10 protein-coding genes are annotated in these 15397 nt (G+C 73.2%); 2 read left to right on the top strand and 8 right to left on the bottom strand.

The window, feature by feature from the left end; genetic code table 11:
* Nucleotides 1–41 precede the first annotated feature (41 nt).
* The 6 genes from ACMXN5_RS36815 to ACMXN5_RS36790 all read right to left on the bottom strand — a co-directional run bounded on the left by ACMXN5_RS36815 (nt 42) and on the right by ACMXN5_RS36790 (nt 9909).
* On the bottom strand, nt 42–5534 hold the full coding sequence (locus tag ACMXN5_RS36815; RefSeq protein ID WP_439679237.1) for a carboxyl transferase domain-containing protein: 5493 nt from the start codon (nt 5532–5534) through the stop codon (nt 42–44).
* Nucleotides 5535–5845: 311 nt separating this feature from the next.
* Complete coding sequence (locus ACMXN5_RS36810) at nt 5846–6445, bottom strand: potassium channel family protein (protein ID WP_439679236.1); 600 nt, start codon at nt 6443–6445, stop codon at nt 5846–5848.
* A gap of 85 nt (nt 6446–6530) precedes the next feature.
* The gene (locus tag ACMXN5_RS36805; protein ID WP_439679235.1) at nt 6531–7901 is read right to left on the bottom strand and encodes a chloride channel protein; all 1371 of its coding nucleotides are present in this window, start codon (nt 7899–7901) and stop codon (nt 6531–6533) included.
* A 132-nt stretch (nt 7902–8033) separates the two neighbouring features.
* Nucleotides 8034–8441: an SHOCT domain-containing protein gene (locus ACMXN5_RS36800; protein WP_395800463.1), complete on the bottom strand. Its 408-nt coding sequence runs from the start codon at nt 8439–8441 to the stop codon at nt 8034–8036.
* 255 nt (nt 8442–8696) lie between these two features.
* Nucleotides 8697–8879: a 4-oxalocrotonate tautomerase DmpI gene (gene dmpI / locus ACMXN5_RS36795; protein WP_380037949.1), complete on the bottom strand. Its 183-nt coding sequence runs from the start codon at nt 8877–8879 to the stop codon at nt 8697–8699.
* A gap of 112 nt (nt 8880–8991) precedes the next feature.
* Nucleotides 8992–9909: a LysR substrate-binding domain-containing protein gene (locus ACMXN5_RS36790; protein ID WP_439679234.1), complete on the bottom strand. Its 918-nt coding sequence runs from the start codon at nt 9907–9909 to the stop codon at nt 8992–8994.
* Between the two features lie 220 nt (nt 9910–10129).
* Between ACMXN5_RS36790 and ACMXN5_RS36785 the strand changes: the two genes are divergently transcribed.
* A complete protein-coding gene (locus ACMXN5_RS36785; protein WP_439679233.1) occupies nt 10130–11572 on the top strand; it encodes a pyridoxal phosphate-dependent decarboxylase family protein in 1443 nt (480 codons plus the stop codon).
* Between the two features lie 152 nt (nt 11573–11724).
* On the opposite strand, the gene ACMXN5_RS36780 is transcribed toward ACMXN5_RS36785, so the two are convergent.
* The gene (locus tag ACMXN5_RS36780; protein WP_439679232.1) at nt 11725–13170 is read right to left on the bottom strand and encodes an MFS transporter; all 1446 of its coding nucleotides are present in this window, start codon (nt 13168–13170) and stop codon (nt 11725–11727) included.
* 138 nt (nt 13171–13308) lie between these two features.
* On the opposite strand from ACMXN5_RS36780, the gene ACMXN5_RS36775 reads away from it, so the two are divergent.
* On the top strand, nt 13309–13920 hold the full coding sequence (locus ACMXN5_RS36775) for a TetR/AcrR family transcriptional regulator C-terminal domain-containing protein (RefSeq protein ID WP_439679231.1): 612 nt from the start codon (nt 13309–13311) through the stop codon (nt 13918–13920).
* Nucleotides 13921–14029: 109 nt separating this feature from the next.
* Here ACMXN5_RS36775 and ACMXN5_RS36770 read toward each other — a convergent pair whose 3' ends face one another.
* Nucleotides 14030–15082, bottom strand: a complete 1053-nt coding sequence (locus tag ACMXN5_RS36770; RefSeq protein WP_439679230.1) for an RNA polymerase subunit sigma-70 — start codon at nt 15080–15082, stop codon at nt 14030–14032.
* Nucleotides 15083–15397: the final 315 nt, after the last annotated feature.

Here is a 15397-nt window from a genome sequence, read left to right as displayed (position 1 = left end):
CCGTTTCCGAAGAGCCGGGGCCGCCCCGCACGTTCCTTCGCTCAGCCCGCCGAAGCCGCCGAGCCCGACTCCGCCCAGTGCGTCCCGATCGCCTCGATGATCCGCGGCCGCAACTCCCGCGCCTCGATCACCGCGTCCACCGAACCCACCTCCACCGCACGGCGGATGTCGTGGACCCGGTCGAACTCCGCGGCCACCTCGCCCAGTTTCTCGGTCCGGACCGACGAACGCAGTTCGTCCAGCTCGGCGGTCAGCGTGGCCCGGTCCGCGCCGGAGGCCGCCGCCGCGCGCGACTCCAGGTCGCGGACCCGAGGATCGGCCGCGGTGCGCGCGTTGACGTCACCCGCGAAGACCACCGCCGCCGCGGGCGCTCCACCGAGGACCGACGCGAACGAGCCCTCGATGGCCAGCACGGTCATGTTCGGGTTCAGCGCCTTCGAGAACACCACGAACGCGCCGCCGTGGTAGCGCGAGATCACGCAGAACACGATCGGCCCGCGGAAGTTCACGATCGCCCGGCCGATCTCCGCGCCGTACTCCAGTTGCAGCTTCCGCATCGACTCGGGCGAGCCGTCGAACCCGGACAGGTTCGCCAGCACCACCAGCGGCCGGTTGCCGGACGCGGCGTTGATCGCCCGCGCGGCCTTCTTCGACGACTGCGGGAACAGCGTGCCCGCCGTGTAGGTGGCCGGCCCGTCCGTGGGCGGGAAGCCGCGCCGCGGCACCGCCCGGGACTCGATGCCGAGCAGGCACACCGGCATGCCGCCCAGGTGCACGTCCTGCACCGCCGCCGTGTCCGCGTCGGCCATGCCCGCCCAGCGCTCCAGGACCGGGTGGTCCTGGTCGGACAGTGCGCGCATCACGGTGCGGATGTCGAACGGCTTCTTGCGGTCGGGGTTGGCCTCGGCGGAGAAGATCTCGCCGACCGTGGTGAAGTCGCTGCCCTCCACCACGTGCGGGAAGCTCGACACGTCGCGGTCCGCCGGGTCGGTGGTACCGGTCCGACGCGGCGCGAGTTCGCCCGGGGCGACATAGGTGTGGTCGTAGTGCGACATCAACACGTCGCGCGCCGCGTTCAGGTCCGGCGCCCAGTACTGTGCCTGCCCGTTCGGGCCCATCACCCGGTCGTAGCCGCCGATGCCGAAGTTGTCCTCGGCCGACACACCCCCGGAGAAGTCGAGGGCATGCTTCCCGGTGAGCACCATCGCGGAGTCGGGGGTCATCACGAGGATGCCCTTGGTGTGCATGAGCATGGTGGCCTCGGCGTTCCAGTACGGCTGTGCGCCGACGTTGATGCCCGCGACCACGATGTTGATCTCGCCGCCGTCCTGGGTGAACGTGACGATGCGCTTGAGCGCGGCGGCCACCCAGTCCATGTTCTCCGTGCCCGACTCCATCGAGATCCGCGCACCGGAGGACAGCGCGTACCACTCCACCGGCACCCGCATACGCTCCGCCAGATCCAGCGCCGCGATCACCCGACGGCACTCCGGCTCGGACAGCGCGCCGAGCGACTTTGTCGGGTCGCCGAGCAGAACCACGCGGGTGACGCCCTCGGGGTGCCGCGCGGTGGCGGTGCGGACCACACCCGCCACGATCGCGGCGGAGTTGGTGCCCTTGGGCCGGTCGACCGGCACGAGGACGTGCTCGTCGTTCAGGTCGTACTCGACGAAGTCACCGAGGCGATCGGTGAGTTCGTACGGGTAGACGGTGTTGCGGCTGCTCGCGCGCAGCACCTTCAACCGGTAGCCGTCCAGCGGCTCGACCGGCTCGTCCGACGGCTCGCCGATGGTCAGTTCGGTACCGCCGGCGGCGTCGAACGGGATGCGGACCGCGATCTTGGTCAGCTCGCCGGTCTGCGGGTCGCGCTGGCGGGCGATGAACAGGATCTCCTCCAGGCCCGCGCCCGCGGTGGTCGGCCGCACGCGCCCGGCGATCATCTCCATCTCGGCGTGCGTGAGGCTGCTCGGCGGCCACACGTAGACCACGATCCGGTTGGTGTTGAAGCGCTTCGCCGACGGACGCCGCGACTGGGCGCGGCGGATCGAGTCGAGGCACGTGGCGAGGATGTCCTCGGCGGTCGGCAGGGCGACCAACCGGCCCTCGTGGTCGCGCAGTTCGGTCAGGTCGCGGACCTGGGCGAAGGCGACCAGGCGGTCGTCGGCGGGGTTCTCCCGGGCCACGCACTGGAAGAGGTAGACCTCCTCGTCCGAGGACGGCAGCCGGGTGAGGTCGAACTTGCTCAGCCGCTCCAACTGCATACGCTGCGCGATGTACGGGTGCAGGCCCCGGATCAACCGCTCCTCGACCATCCCGGTGTCGGACGGGCGGAACGTGAAGTGGTGGTGCATCACCGCGCCGCCGCGACCGGCCACCGTGGTGGTCAGTCGGCGCACCCGAGGCGGCAGCGGCTGCGCGGCCACCACCTCGTGCAGCGCGGCGGCCGTCGCGTCCGCGCTCTCCGGCTGGTTTTCCCAGGACAGGTAGATGTCCGCGTCGATCGGGTGGCCGTCGGCAGCCAGTTCGGCGAGGCCGCGCAGCGCGCCGCCCAGGGCCTCGAAGCCCACCGCGGCGGAGACCAGCGAGGAGCCGGCCCGCTCGGCGACCACGAACGTGCAGCCCGCGATCTCCCGGGTACGGACGTCGGTGAGGCCCTTGTTGCCGTAGTAGCGCCGGGTCAGCACCTCCAGCATGGTCGCGTTGTCGAGGTTGTCGCGGACCAGCCGCTGCCCGAGCAGCCGAACCAAGGGCTCGGTGCTGCGCACCATCTCGGCGACCCGCTCGGCGCGGTCCGGAGTGTCCGGGTGCGCGTCCAGATGCCGCAGGTGCTTGCGCACACCGGCGTACACGCGGGCGCGGTTGCGGCGCAGCAGCGGCCGGCCGAACCAGTCGTAGACCACGCCGCGCGCGAGGTCGGCGAGCACGGGGAAGCGCACCTGGGTGGCGGCGATCAGCCGCTCCAGGGCCAGACCCGCGGGCTCGTGCAGCGTCGCGTCCGGCGGCGCCTCACGCAGCCAGGAGCGCAACAGGGTGGCGATGACGGCGGCGTCGGCGGAGGCGCGCTGCTGGGCGAGGAAGATCCGGAACACCGCGGCTTCCAGCTCCGGGGACGGCTCCGGCTCGGTGACGCCGTAGTGGGCCAGGGCCTTGGCGAGCTTGGCCCGGAACGCCGGGGGCAGTCCGGCGCGTTCCACGTCCAGGCTCTGCAGGTAGCTGTGGAAGTACTCGCGGGCGCTGTGCAGGTGGCCGTCGCCGCCGACGTCCTCGCCGGCGGGCCGGTTGCGGCTCAGTTCGGCGAGGTCGGTGAACATCTCGACGAGTTCCAACTCGCGCACCAGCGGTCGGTGGCCGGCCTCGGCGGCGGCGGTGCGGGCGGCGAGGTAGTCGTCGAGGACACGGCGCTCGTCGTGCGGGTCGACGTCGAAGCCGAGCAGCAGGCTGCGCAGGTCCTCCTGGCCGCGCAGGGTGCGTGCGCGCACGGGGACGGTCTCGGGCGCGGCGGGCAGGTCCAGCTCGACGGATGCGCCGGCGGTGGTGTCCTCGGCCTCGCCGTCGTCGTCGGCGAGCGGTTCCAGGCGCAGCAGCGGGGCGCCGGTCTCCACCTGGCTGCCCACGGACACCGAGCATTCCTTCAGGCGTGCCCGGAACGGTGCGCGCAGTACCGTTTCCATCTTCATGCTCTCCAGCACCAGGACCGGTGCGCCGGCTTCGACCTCGTCGCCGACGGCCAGGGGGGTGGCGACGACCAGGGCGGGGGCGGGGGAGCGTACGACGCCGCCCTCGTCGCGGCCGACGCGGTGGGTGACGCCGTCGACCTCGACCAGGTGGGTCGGCCCGTGGGTGGCGGTGAGCAGGCGGTAGCGGGTGCCGTTGACCACGATCTGGCCGGTGTGCCGGTCGAACCGGTCGAGTTCGACATCGGCGGTACGCACCACCTCGCCGACCTCGATGCCGACCCGGAAGCGGTGCGCGCCGACGCGGGCGACACGGACGCGGTAGCCGACGCCGCGCAGCTTCAGGTCGAGCGGTCGGCCGCTCTTGTGCTGGACCTGCGGCCGGCCGCCGAAGGCGGTGGACAACAGCCGCTGGCGTTCGGCACGCTCCTCCTCCTCGTACGCCTCGATCGCGGCGGCGGCGAGTGCGACGGCGGAGTGGCGGTGCGAGACGAGGCGGCCCTCGCCGCGCACGCGGTCGATCCAGCCGGTGTCGGCGCTGCCGTCGATCAGCTCCGGCTGATCCAGCAGGTCGAGGACGAAGCTCTTGTTGGTGGCACCACCCTCGATGATCACCGTGGTCTGCGCCATCGCCCGCCGCAACCGGCCCAACGCCTCGTCGCGGTCGTGCCCATAGGCGATGATCTTGGCGATCATCGAGTCGAAGTCGGCGGGGATGGTGTCGCCCTCGCTGACGCCGGTGTCCACGCGGATGCCGGGCCCTGCGGGCAGGTCGAGGCGGGCGATCCGGCCGGGGGAGGGGGCGAAGTCGCGGTCGGGGTCCTCGGCGTTCAGGCGTGCCTCGACGGCGTGGCCGCGCTCGATCGGCGGGGCGCCTTCGAGCCGGCCGCCGCCGGCGATCCGCAACTGGGCCTTGACCAGGTCGAATCCGGTGGTGGATTCGGTGATCGGGTGTTCGACCTGGAGGCGGGTGTTGACCTCCAGGAAGGCGAACAGTCGGTCGCCGGGGTGGTAGAGGAATTCGACGGTGGCGGCGCCGCGGTAGCCGACGGCCAGCGCCAAACGTTCGGCGGACGTCTTGAGTTCGGCCACCTGGTCCGGTGCCAGGACCGGCGAAGCGGACTCCTCGACGACCTTCTGGTTGCGCCGCTGGATCGAGCAGTCGCGCACACCCAGCGCCCACGCGGTGCCCTGGCCGTCGGCGATCACCTGGACCTCGACGTGCCGGGCGCCGGTGACCAGGCGCTCCAGGAACACGATGCCGCTGCCGAACGCGCGCGCGGCCTCCTGGCTGGTGCGCTCGTAGGCGTCGACCAGTTCCGCGTCACTCGTGATCACGCGGATGCCGCGTCCGCCGCCGCCGGCGGTGGCCTTGAGCATCAGCGGGTAGCCGATCTCGGCCGCGGCCGTCAGGGCCGCGTCCAGGGTCTCCACCGCGCCGCGGCTCCACGGGGCGACGGGGACGCCGACCTCCTCGGCGATCAGCTTCGAGCCGATCTTGTCGCCGAGTTTGCGCATCGCCTCGGCGCTCGGGCCGACGAACGCCACGCCCAACTCCCGGCACAGCTCGGCGAACGCCGGATCCTCCGCGACGAAGCCCCACCCGACCCACGCCGCGTCGGCGCCGGTGGCCACCAGCGCCCGCTCCAGGGCCTTCAGGTCCAGGTACGGGCGCGCCGACGCGGGCCCCAGGTCATACGACAGATCGGCCTCGCGCACGAAGGTGGCCGTACGGTCGACGTCGGTGTACAGAGCGACGGTCTCGATCCGGGTGCCGGTCTCCGCGGCCAGCTCCCGGACGGCGTGGATGAGCCGCATCGCGGCCTCTCCACGGTTGACGATGGCGACACGACTGAACACCCGACCGAACCTCCTGCAAACCAACGCTTGTGCTCGCCGCGACGATGCGGCGACCCCCGACAGTGTTCACCATTTCGTGAACCGGTCGGCAACGCCATGTCGCGGGCAGTGCACACTGAGCGGCGCCAGTTGTAGGAAACATCCAAAAGGGCCGAACACCCCCGCCCCGACGGGGCCGGATCCGAAGGGCGAAAGATGCCGGTTTCCGAGCTTTGGTCCCTGGCTTGAAGTACACGGTCGATGTGGACTTCGATACATGCACCGGCGAGGGCCGCGCCCGGCCTCGACTCGACTCGTCCTGTCGGACGGGACTAATCGGCGCTGTCGGCGGAGTCGACGTGGGCGTCGGGGGCCGCGGGCGTCGCGTGGCGGCGCAGGCCCTCTTGTACCGCGCCCAGTACCACCCGGGCGATCACGCCGACGGCGATCAGGTTCACCACCATCTGGACCATCGCCACCACGCGCGCGCTCTCGCTCTTCGGGGCGATGTCGCCGAAGCCGACGGTGGCGAAGACGGTGAGGGTGAAGTAGAGGGCGTCGGTGCGGGTGAGCGCTTCGGTGAAGGAGTCGGGTCGGTCGCGGCCGATGACGAAGTAGGTCGCGGCGAAGAGCAGGAGCAGGAACGGCAGCGAGACGGCCAGCGCCTCGACGGCGCGCAGGCGCGGTCGCTCGGCGTGGGCGATGACGTTCACCTGCCACACCACGAGGGCCGCGAACAGGACGAGTCCGACGGCGAGTCCGATACCGGTCGCCGTGTCCAGGCCCCGATCCAGCGGCAGCACGTAGTACAGGACGAGCAGCAGGATCGACGAGCCCAGCGCGCGCAAGCCGCCGAACAGCGCGATGCGGCGCGGGGTGGGGGCCGGGGCGAGGTGCTGGGTGGCGCCTTCGGTCGGGCCGTCGAGCGTCACGATCCGCCTCCTCGGGGCTCCTCCTCGCGGCACACTCTAGATGGGCCTTTGGGATATATCAGAGCAAAACGCTGCGTGTCGCGGGTCAGGACGGGTCGGCCGGCGCCGGATCGGGCGGGCGGGGCGCCCACCGGGCGCGGGTCAGTTCGCCGACGACGAAGGCCACGACCGACGCGACGACCAGGACCGGCACCTGGTCCGTGCCGTGATCGCCGAGCAGCAGTACGGCGAGCACGGTCGCCGAGACCGGCAGCCGCAGCGTGGCCGAGCCCGCCGCCGCCAGACCCACCGCGAGCCCCGGCAGCGTGCCGAAGCCGGGAAGGTCCTGGCACAACAGCGCGGTGGCCGCGCCGAGCAGCAGCACCGGGAAGATCGGCCCGCCGCGTAGCGAGCCGAGCGAGACGGACCAGGCGAGCCCCTTGCACAGGACGAGCATGAACAGTGCGGACGTCGCCCACGAATGCGGGTTCGCCGCCAGCGTGGCCAGCGTCGACTGGCCGGAGAGTGCCGCCTCCTCGGGCGAGCGGCCCGTGCTCGCCGCGTATCCGGCCACCAGCGCGCCGACCACGATCGCGCACGCCACGATCCGGCGGGTCGGGTGCGGCGCGGTCCAGTCGGCGACGCGGCGACCGAGCGTCATCAGCAGCACCACCCCGCAGCCGATCACGGCCGCCAACGGCACGCCCCACAGGAAATCGCCCGCCCGCAACGAACTGCTCGGCGGCAACGAGGGCAGCGCCAACCCGCCCGTGGCCAGGCCGCTCCACGCGCCGAACCCGGTGAACACCACCGCCCCGACGCCGCTCGCCAGCAGACACGGCAGGATCAGCGCGATCAGCCGGGGACCGCCGAACCCCGCCGCCTCGATGAGCAGTACGGCCGCGACCAGCGGGCTGCCGAACACGGTGGCGATCGCGGCGGCGGACCCGGCCGCCGCGAGCACCGCGACCATCTCGGGCGCGGCGGCGCGCCGGGCGCTGCGTACGGCGGACAACGCGAGGGCGCTGCCGATCGCCATCAGCGGGCCCTCCGGGCCCAGGACCGCGCCGAACGACAGGCTCGCCAGTGCCGCGACGACCACGCCGGGCAGCGCCGACGGCAGGATGGGCGGGCCGCCGAGCCCGTTCACGGGCAGATGCCCGCCGGCGCCGGGCAGCCGGGCGGCGACCCCGGCCACGACCAGACCGGCCAGGGGGAGCAGGGGCAGCGGCCACCACCACGGCGCGACGGAGTAGCCCATCTGGTGCGGCAGGTGCTCCCACAGGCCCTTCTGCATCGCGTGTTCGAGCGCGACGAAGCCGAAGGCGGCCAGCGAGACGGGAACACCCACGATGGCGGCGACCAGCAGCAGTCGCAGATAGCCGGGTCGCAGAACGGGCAACCCCCGCGTCGCGGGCGCGGGCGGCGCCCGGTCGGGTGGATCCGGTGGTGGCTCGGGTGGGGTACTCAAGGTCACTCCGGGGGTGGCGGCAGCGGAACGGCCATGCCCGTCCATGAGTACACACGGTGACCGCTGCCGCACCTCGGAGTGATTCCTTCGGGTCCGTCGGGGGCGGGCCCGGGCGCGCCGACGCGCGCCCGGCGTGGCTCAGCCGAGCACCTTCTGCTTCGCCTGCTGGAACTCCTCCTCGGAGATGGCGCCGTTGTTGCGCAGAGCGGCGAGTTTGTCGAGCTGTTCGACCGGACTGGCGCCCCGGTTCGTCTCGCCCTCGGAGCCGGCCGCGTCGCGGATGTACGCCCGGACCGCCGCGTCGTTCTCCTTCGCCTGGGCCAGGTCGCGCCGGCTCATCGACCGGCCGCGCACGATCAGATAGACCAGTACGCCCAGATAGGGCAGAACGATCGTGAACACGAGCCAACCGGCCTTGCCCCAGCCGCCGAGGTCGTGGCTGCGGAAGATGTCGGTGATCACCTTGAACAGCAGGAAGAACCACAGCACCCAGAGGAAGAGCCACATCATCGTCCAGAACACGTTCAGCAGCGGATAGTCGTCCACGGGAACTCCACTCCTCGCAGGGCTGCGACCGGCGTCGTCGACGCACGGACACGGAGGGTTTGCGAGCGGGCCTCGAAACAGGTCCGCATTTCAGACTAATCACCGCTTTCCGCTGTCGGCATCCCGTACCGCACCCGTGGCATCTCTGTTCGTCGCCAACCAGTCCCTCGTCGACCTGCGCCCGCTGATCGAACCGCCCGACCGACTGATCCTCGACGGCGGGCGCTGACAGGCGCTTCGGGGCCCTTCTCGGCGCTACTTGTCGGCGGTGAGGGTTCCCGCGGCGCCCCAGCTGTCCGTAGGCGTCTCGTGGATCCAGACCTGGACCGCCTCGGCCGGGATCTCGTACGCCTCGACCATGGCGTCGGTGAGCCGGCGGACCAGGTCGCGCTTGAGTTCGACGCTGCGCGGGCCCTGCTGGACGGTGATGACGGGCACGACGGCCTCCTTCGGTGCGCCGCCGCCCGGTGATTCCGGGCCGCTGTGCGGCGTGGGACCACTCCATCGCAGGTCGTGGCGCGGACCCAGGGGCAATCGGCACCGACAGTGATCACGAATCGTGATGAGTACCGGGCGTGGGCGGGTCCTCGTCCTGGGCCCGGCACGCGTCCAGGAGCGCGGCGAGGCGGCGGGCGGGGGCGTCGGGGCGGATCGCCAGGTACGTCTGCATCGTCGGGACAGGGGCGGCGAACGGGCGGAAGACGGTGCGGGTGGTGGACAGGATCGCGGCCTTGCTCGCGTAGAAGACCGTCCACGTCGGCGGCCCCGCGCCGATCGCGGCGAGGGTGTCCTGGTCGGTGGTGAACGTACGGCCCACCACCGGCTCGAACCCGGCCGCCCGACACGCGCCGACGAGCAGGTCGACCAGGTGCGGATTGTGCTCGCGGGGGACGATGCGCAGCGGCAGCGCGGCCAGGTCCGCGAGCGCGACCTCGGCACGATCGGCCAGCGGATGCGCGGCGGGCAGCGCGACCACGAGCGGGTCGCGCCACACCGGCACCAAGTCCAGGTCCGGCGCCCGGTCCACCCCGCGTACCAGCGCCGCGTCCAGCGTGCCCTCGCGCACCCGGCGCAGCCGGTCGGCCGGTGGCAGGCTGACCAGTTCCACGCCGGTCTGCGGGGCGCCCTCGGCCAGGGCCGCCAACAGCCGATCCAGCCGGGTGCCCAGCCCGACGTTGGTGCCCAGGCGCAGGACCGCGGCCTCCTCGGCACGCAAGGCGGCCATCGCGGCCAGGCCCGCGCGTTCGGCGGCGAGCAGCGCGCGGGCGTGCGGCAGGAACGCGTCGCCCGCCGCGGTGAGTGTGACACTGCGCGTGCTGCGGTCGAACAGGGTCACCGCCAACTCGCGCTCCAGGCGCCGGATCTGCTGGCTGACCGTGGGCTGCACGATGTGCAGTCGCTCGGCGGCCCGCCCGAAGTGCAACTCCTCGGCCACCGCCACGAAGTACCGGATCTGGCGCAGCTCCATGCCCCGTGCCTCCGCACCGCGCGTCGTTCGTGATCGTCGACGAGTGTACGAACCCGGGCGGCCCGGGCGGCCCGGGCGCCGGGCGGCGCGGTCACACGGATGCCGCAGGGACGGGCATGATCGCCGCCCGGTCGGGAACTCTCCGCACCCGTCCGCACGCGCAATCGCCGGGCGTCCGCAGGGTGAAGCGGGCGCCGGCCGTCGTATCCGGAGGCACACCATGGACACCCGTCGCCGGCTGACCGAGGCGTTCGACACCGTGTCCGCGTGGGCCGACGCCCATCGGGAGGCCCCGCCCGAGGGGGGCGGCGAGCGCGCCGGTGACCGGTTCGAGGCGCACCTGGCCGCGCTGGCCGAACATCTGCGCGGCGGCCGGCCGTTCCCGCACCGCGCGTACGCCGGGCACCTGGTCAGGCCGCCGCACCGGGCCGCGGTCGCCGGTCGGCTCGCCACCTCGCTGGCCGGGCCCGAGGACCGGGTGTTCGACGGCGACCCGGCCGCGGTCGCGTTGGAGGAGGAGGTGATCGCCGACCTCGCCGCGATGCTCGGGCTGCCCATCGCCCACGGGCACCTCACCTCCGGCGGGACCGTGGCCAACCTGGAGGCGCTGTGGGCGGCCCGCGAGGCGCACCCCGACCTCGGCATCGCGCACGGCGCCGACATGTACCCCGCGCACGAACACATGTGCGCTGTGCTGCGCACCCCCGCGTACCCCGTGCCGACCGACGCGGCCGGGCGGATGGACCCCGACGCGCTGGCGCGGGAACTGCGTCGGGAGCGGGTCGGCACCGTCGTGGTCAGTGCCGGCACCACCACGCTGGGCGCGGTCGACCCGATCGCCGACATCCTGCCGCTGTGCCGGGAACGCGGGGTGCGGGTGCACGCGGACGCCGCCTACGGCGGCTTCTTCACGCTGCTCGTGGACGCGGACGAGCTGAGCGCGACGCCCGCGGCCCGGCATCTGCGCGCGCTCGCCGAGTGCGACTCGGTGGTCGTCGATCCGCATCGGATCGGTCTGTACCCCTCCGGCTGCGGTGCGGTGTTGTTCCGCGAGCCGGTGAACGGGGCCTGCGGGCGGCGGGATCCCCGGGCGGGCGACTTCTCCGCCGACGTGCTGCGTCCGGGCGAACTCGGCCTGGACCGCGCCCGCTCCGGTGCCCTCGCCGCGGCCCTGTGGTTGACCCTGCGCGCCCTCCCGCTCACCCCCGAGGGGGTCGGCTCGGGGCTCGCGGCGGGCCTGCGCGGTACCCGGCAATGGTGCGAACTGATCGAGGGCGAATCGGAGTTGATGCTCTTCCAGCGACCCGAGCTGGACATCCTGACCTATCTGGCGCTCACCGGCGAGCGGCACCCCCGGATGTCTTGGGTGGAGGCTTCCAGCGGGCACATCCTGCGGGCCGGCACCGCCGGTGCCGAACCCCTCGCGCACCCGAGCCACCTGAGCACGCTCTCGGTGCGGGTCCTGGACTTCCTGCGCCGCCACCCCCGGGCCGTCGCCGACCGCAACCGCACGCGGGTGTTGCGCAGCGCCCTCCTGGACCCCGCCGCCGAGTCGTGTGTGCCCGACCTGCACGCCCGGATCACCGCGCTGGCCGCCGCCGCGCCGCGCCGGGCGAGCGGCCCCGACCCGGGCGCGGCGGAGCCGGTGGCGGCCCTGCCGTAGCGGGTGGCGGTACCGCCGTCGCGCCACGTACGGGCCCTCCCCGCCGGGCCGGGCCGGCCACCGGGACTCGGACCGGGCGCGGGGCCGACCGGTGCGATCCGGGTGACGTGGCGGCGCGGGTGTGACCCCGGCGGGGAGGACGACTTCGGGCGTCAGGGACGCGGGGGGCGGGGCAGGAGCAGGGCCAGCGGGACGACGAGCAGGATGAGGAAGCCGTCGACCGCGAATGCGGTGTGGTAGCCGTCCAGCACGGCGGCCGGGTCGGTCGCGGAGTCCTGGGCGGCGACGGTCACCAGTACGGCCAGGCCGAGCGCGCCGCCGAGTTGGCGGGCGGTGTTGAGCAGGCCGGACGCGGCGCCCGCGTCGCGGGCCTCGATACCGGCCGTCGCGGCGACGGTGACCGGCAGCAACATCAGGCCCACCCCGGCACCGGCCACGACCGAGCCGATCACGAAGCGCACCGGGAAGCCGCCGTCGGCCGGGAGCCAGGCCAGGAACAGCACACCCACGGCCGCCGTCACCGCACCGCCGGCCAGCAGCGCGCGCGGGCCGAGCACGGCGATCAGGCGATGCGCGGCCATCCCGGCGGCGAGCATCGTCACGGTCAGCGGCACCATCGCCCCACCCGCGCGCAGCGCCCCGTAGCCGAGGATGCCCTGGAGGTAGAGGGACATGAAATAGAGCGTGGCCGTCATCGCGGAGCCCAGCACGAGCATCATCAGGTTGCCGAAGCGCAGCGCGGGCAGCCGCCACATCTTCAGCGGCACCAGGGGGCGGGCCGCGGTGCGTTCGATCAGGACGAACGCGACGGCGCACAGCGCGGCGCCGGCGAACGTGCCCAGGACGCCCGGCGAGGTCCACGCGTGGGTGGTGGTACGGGAGACGGCGTAGCCGAACAGGCCGGTGGCGCCGGTGACGGCGAGCGCCCCGCCGACGTCGATCCGGCGCCGCTCGCCGGGATCGGCCGCCGGGGTGGGCGCGAGCCCGAGGCCGGCGGTGAGCAGCAGCGCGATGCCGACGGGGGCGTTGACCAGGAAGACCCAGCGCCAGCCGAACTGCTGGGTCAGCACGCCGCCCAGGACCAGTCCGGCCGCGGCGGCGACACCCCCCGTCAGGCTCCACAGGGTCAGCGCCCGGCCACGGCGGATCGGGTCGTGGGCATAGCCGGCGGCGATCAGGCTCAGGCCGTTCGAGGCCAGCGCGGCGGCGCCGAGCCCCTGGGCGACCCGGGCGACCAGGAGGGTTGTGGTGTCCTGCGCGACGCCGCCGAGTACGCCGGCGGCGGTGAAGATCAGCAGGCCGGTCTGGAACATCCTCTTGCGGCCGAACAGGTCGCCCGCGCGGGCGGCGACCACGAGCAGGCCGCCGAGGGTGATCAGGTAGGCGTTGACCACCCACTGCTGCCCGGTGTCGCTCAGGTCGAGCGAGGCCCGCAGGTCCGGCAGGGCCACGGTGACGATGGTCGAGTCGAGCACGACCATGAACTGCGCCACGCAGGCGACCAGGGCGATCACGTCGCGCCGGGCCGGGCGGGTCGGGCGCGGGGCGGGTTTCGCGAGCGGGGGCGCGGCGTCCGGTCGACCGGGACTGTTCGCCATGGGGGGCTCCTGGGAGGTGGTGGATAGCATGGAGGCAGATGGAAACGCCGTTCACCGTGAACGATGTTCACGGTGAACGTTGTTCACGTTAGGATCGGATCACGAGTGCTGTCAACGGCACGGAAGCGGGAGTTCTCGATGTTGCGACGGCCGGATGTGGTCAAGGGCGCGCTCGACCTGCTCGACGCCGAGGGGCTGGACGGCCTCACCATGCGCAAACTCGGCACCGCGCTGAATGTGCGGGCGGGCGCGATGTACCGGCACTTCCCGAGCAAGGAGGCGCTGCTCGACGCGATGGCGGAGCAACTGCTCGAAGGTGTCGCGGCGCCGCTGCCCGAGGCGCCCTGGGACGAGCAACTGCGGCTGCTCGGCGACCGGTTGCGCGGCGCGCTGCTTTCCCGGCGGGACGGCGCGCGGGTGGTCGCGGGCACCTACGTGCCGGACGCCAACACCAACGCCACCGGCCGAATGGCGGTGGAGGTGCTGTGCCGCGCGGGCCTCGCCCCGGAACAGGCCGGGTGGATCACGTTCGCGATGTTCTACTACGTCCTCGGCCACACCATCGAGGAGCAGGCCCAGTCCCGCCTGGCCGAATCCGACGACTGGGCCACGCGCCGGGCCGCCGCGGGGCCCGAGGAGTCCGCCACGTTCGAGAAGGCGATGTCGGCACTGGTCGGCGCCGACCCGGCGGAGCGCTTCGCCTACGGCCTGGACGTCTTCCTGGACGGCATCGCCCAACGCCTGCCCTGACACCCGAGCCGCCCGCCCCGGGCGGCGGCGACGGCGGGCCGGTTGCCGGGCGGTGAGGGGTTGGCGGGCGCCGATCTCGGTGGGTGGCCGCCTTCTTGCGTGGGTCGGCTCAGGGGCCGGCGACGTGGGTTGTGTGCTCGTGGTTGTCGGGGGTGATGTCCGGGATTGCGCCGAGGCCGATCGTGGTGAGGAGTTCCGGGCCGAAGGTGATGATTTCGGTGATCAGGCCGTTGTCGATGCGCAGTACGTCGAGGGTCGTTGCGGTGAAGACGCCCAACCCCGGGCGGCGGACGTAGTGGCCCACCGCGGGTCGGCGGTTCATCGACAGCGGCAGCGCCTTGCGCTCGGTGTGGCCGGGTGCGTCGGTGGGGATGGGCCGGCGCATCTCCATGATGGCGCGGCGGCCGGTGTACACGAGCCGGGCCGGGGGGATCGCCTGGCGGGCGTCCGGGTGCAGCAGCGCGGACAACGCTGCCGGGTCGGCCCGGCGGGACGCGGTGACGTAGCGCTCCAGGCAGGCGCGTTCGGCGGCGTCTGGGCCGGCCGGCCGGTCGCCGTTGGCCGTGTGGCGGTCGGGCAGTTCCTCGCGCAGGGTTCGTCGGGCCCGTTGCAGGGCGCTTTTGACGCCCGCGACGTTCATGCCCAGCGTGTCGGCGGTGTCCGCGGCCGGCCAGCGCACGACGTCGCGCAGGATCAGCGTGGCGCGTTGGCGGGGCGGGAGGTGCTGGAGTACGGCTACGAAGGCCGGGTCGACGGTGTCGCGGTCGGCGGCGGCCCCGCCCTCGGGTTCGTCCGGGAGGGGCTGGAGCCAGGTGACCTCGGCGAGGGCCGAATGCACCGGCTCGCCCGCGCCGTTCGTGGCGATCGCGATCTCCCGTCGGCACTGCGCCGGGGCGGCCAGCGCGTCCAGGCACGCGTTCGTGGCGATCCGGTACAGCCACGACCGGAACGGCGCGTGCCCGGTGAACCCCCGGCGCGCCCGCCAGGCCCGCAGCAGGGTCCGGTCGAGGACGTCCTCGGCGTCGGTGAACGAGCCGAGCATGAGATAGCAGTGCACGCGCAGATCGTTGCGGTGGTACTCCGCCAGTCGTACGAACGCCCCCTCGTCCTCGGCCCGCACCGCCGCCAGGACCCCGCGCGCTACATCGTCGGACGTACTCACATCAACCTCACAGCCTCCGCCGACCCCCCTCGGAGCGCCGAACGGTCCAGTCGCGAGCCCGATTTCCCGGCACGCGGCCCCCGCCCCCGACATCCGGGACGCACGGCCGGCGCCCGGGAGCCGGCGGGAGCGCCGAAGCCGTCGGGACCGCCCGGGCGGGCGGTCGACCCGGCGGGCGGCGGTCCGCGCCGCGCCTGCCTGCGGACCGGCCCCCGGCGGCACCGACGGTTCGATGCGGACGGAACTCCCCCGTGTGAGCTCCGGTCGGGCACACCGGGGGACGGCGGCCCCCAGGTACCGACCGCCCACCGGTGT

It is taken from the genome of Embleya australiensis (genome assembly GCF_051903075.1).
Lineage (GTDB): Bacteria > Actinomycetota > Actinomycetes > Streptomycetales > Streptomycetaceae > Embleya.
This window is presented reverse-complemented; position numbering and strand designations above follow the sequence as displayed.

Bases quoted from the DNA above. Each gene is read 5' to 3' on its own strand.
- ACMXN5_RS36775 (WP_439679231.1), top strand. From the start codon at position 13,309: ATGTTGCGACGGCCGGATGTGGTCAAGGGCGCGCTCGACCTGCTCGAC.
- ACMXN5_RS36790 (WP_439679234.1), bottom strand. From the start codon at position 9,909: ATGGAGCTGCGCCAGATCCGGTACTTCGTGGCGGTGGCCGAGGAGTTG.
- ACMXN5_RS36785 (WP_439679233.1), top strand. From the start codon at position 10,130: ATGGACACCCGTCGCCGGCTGACCGAGGCGTTCGACACCGTGTCCGCG.
- ACMXN5_RS36780 (WP_439679232.1), bottom strand. From the start codon at position 13,170: ATGGCGAACAGTCCCGGTCGACCGGACGCCGCGCCCCCGCTCGCGAAA.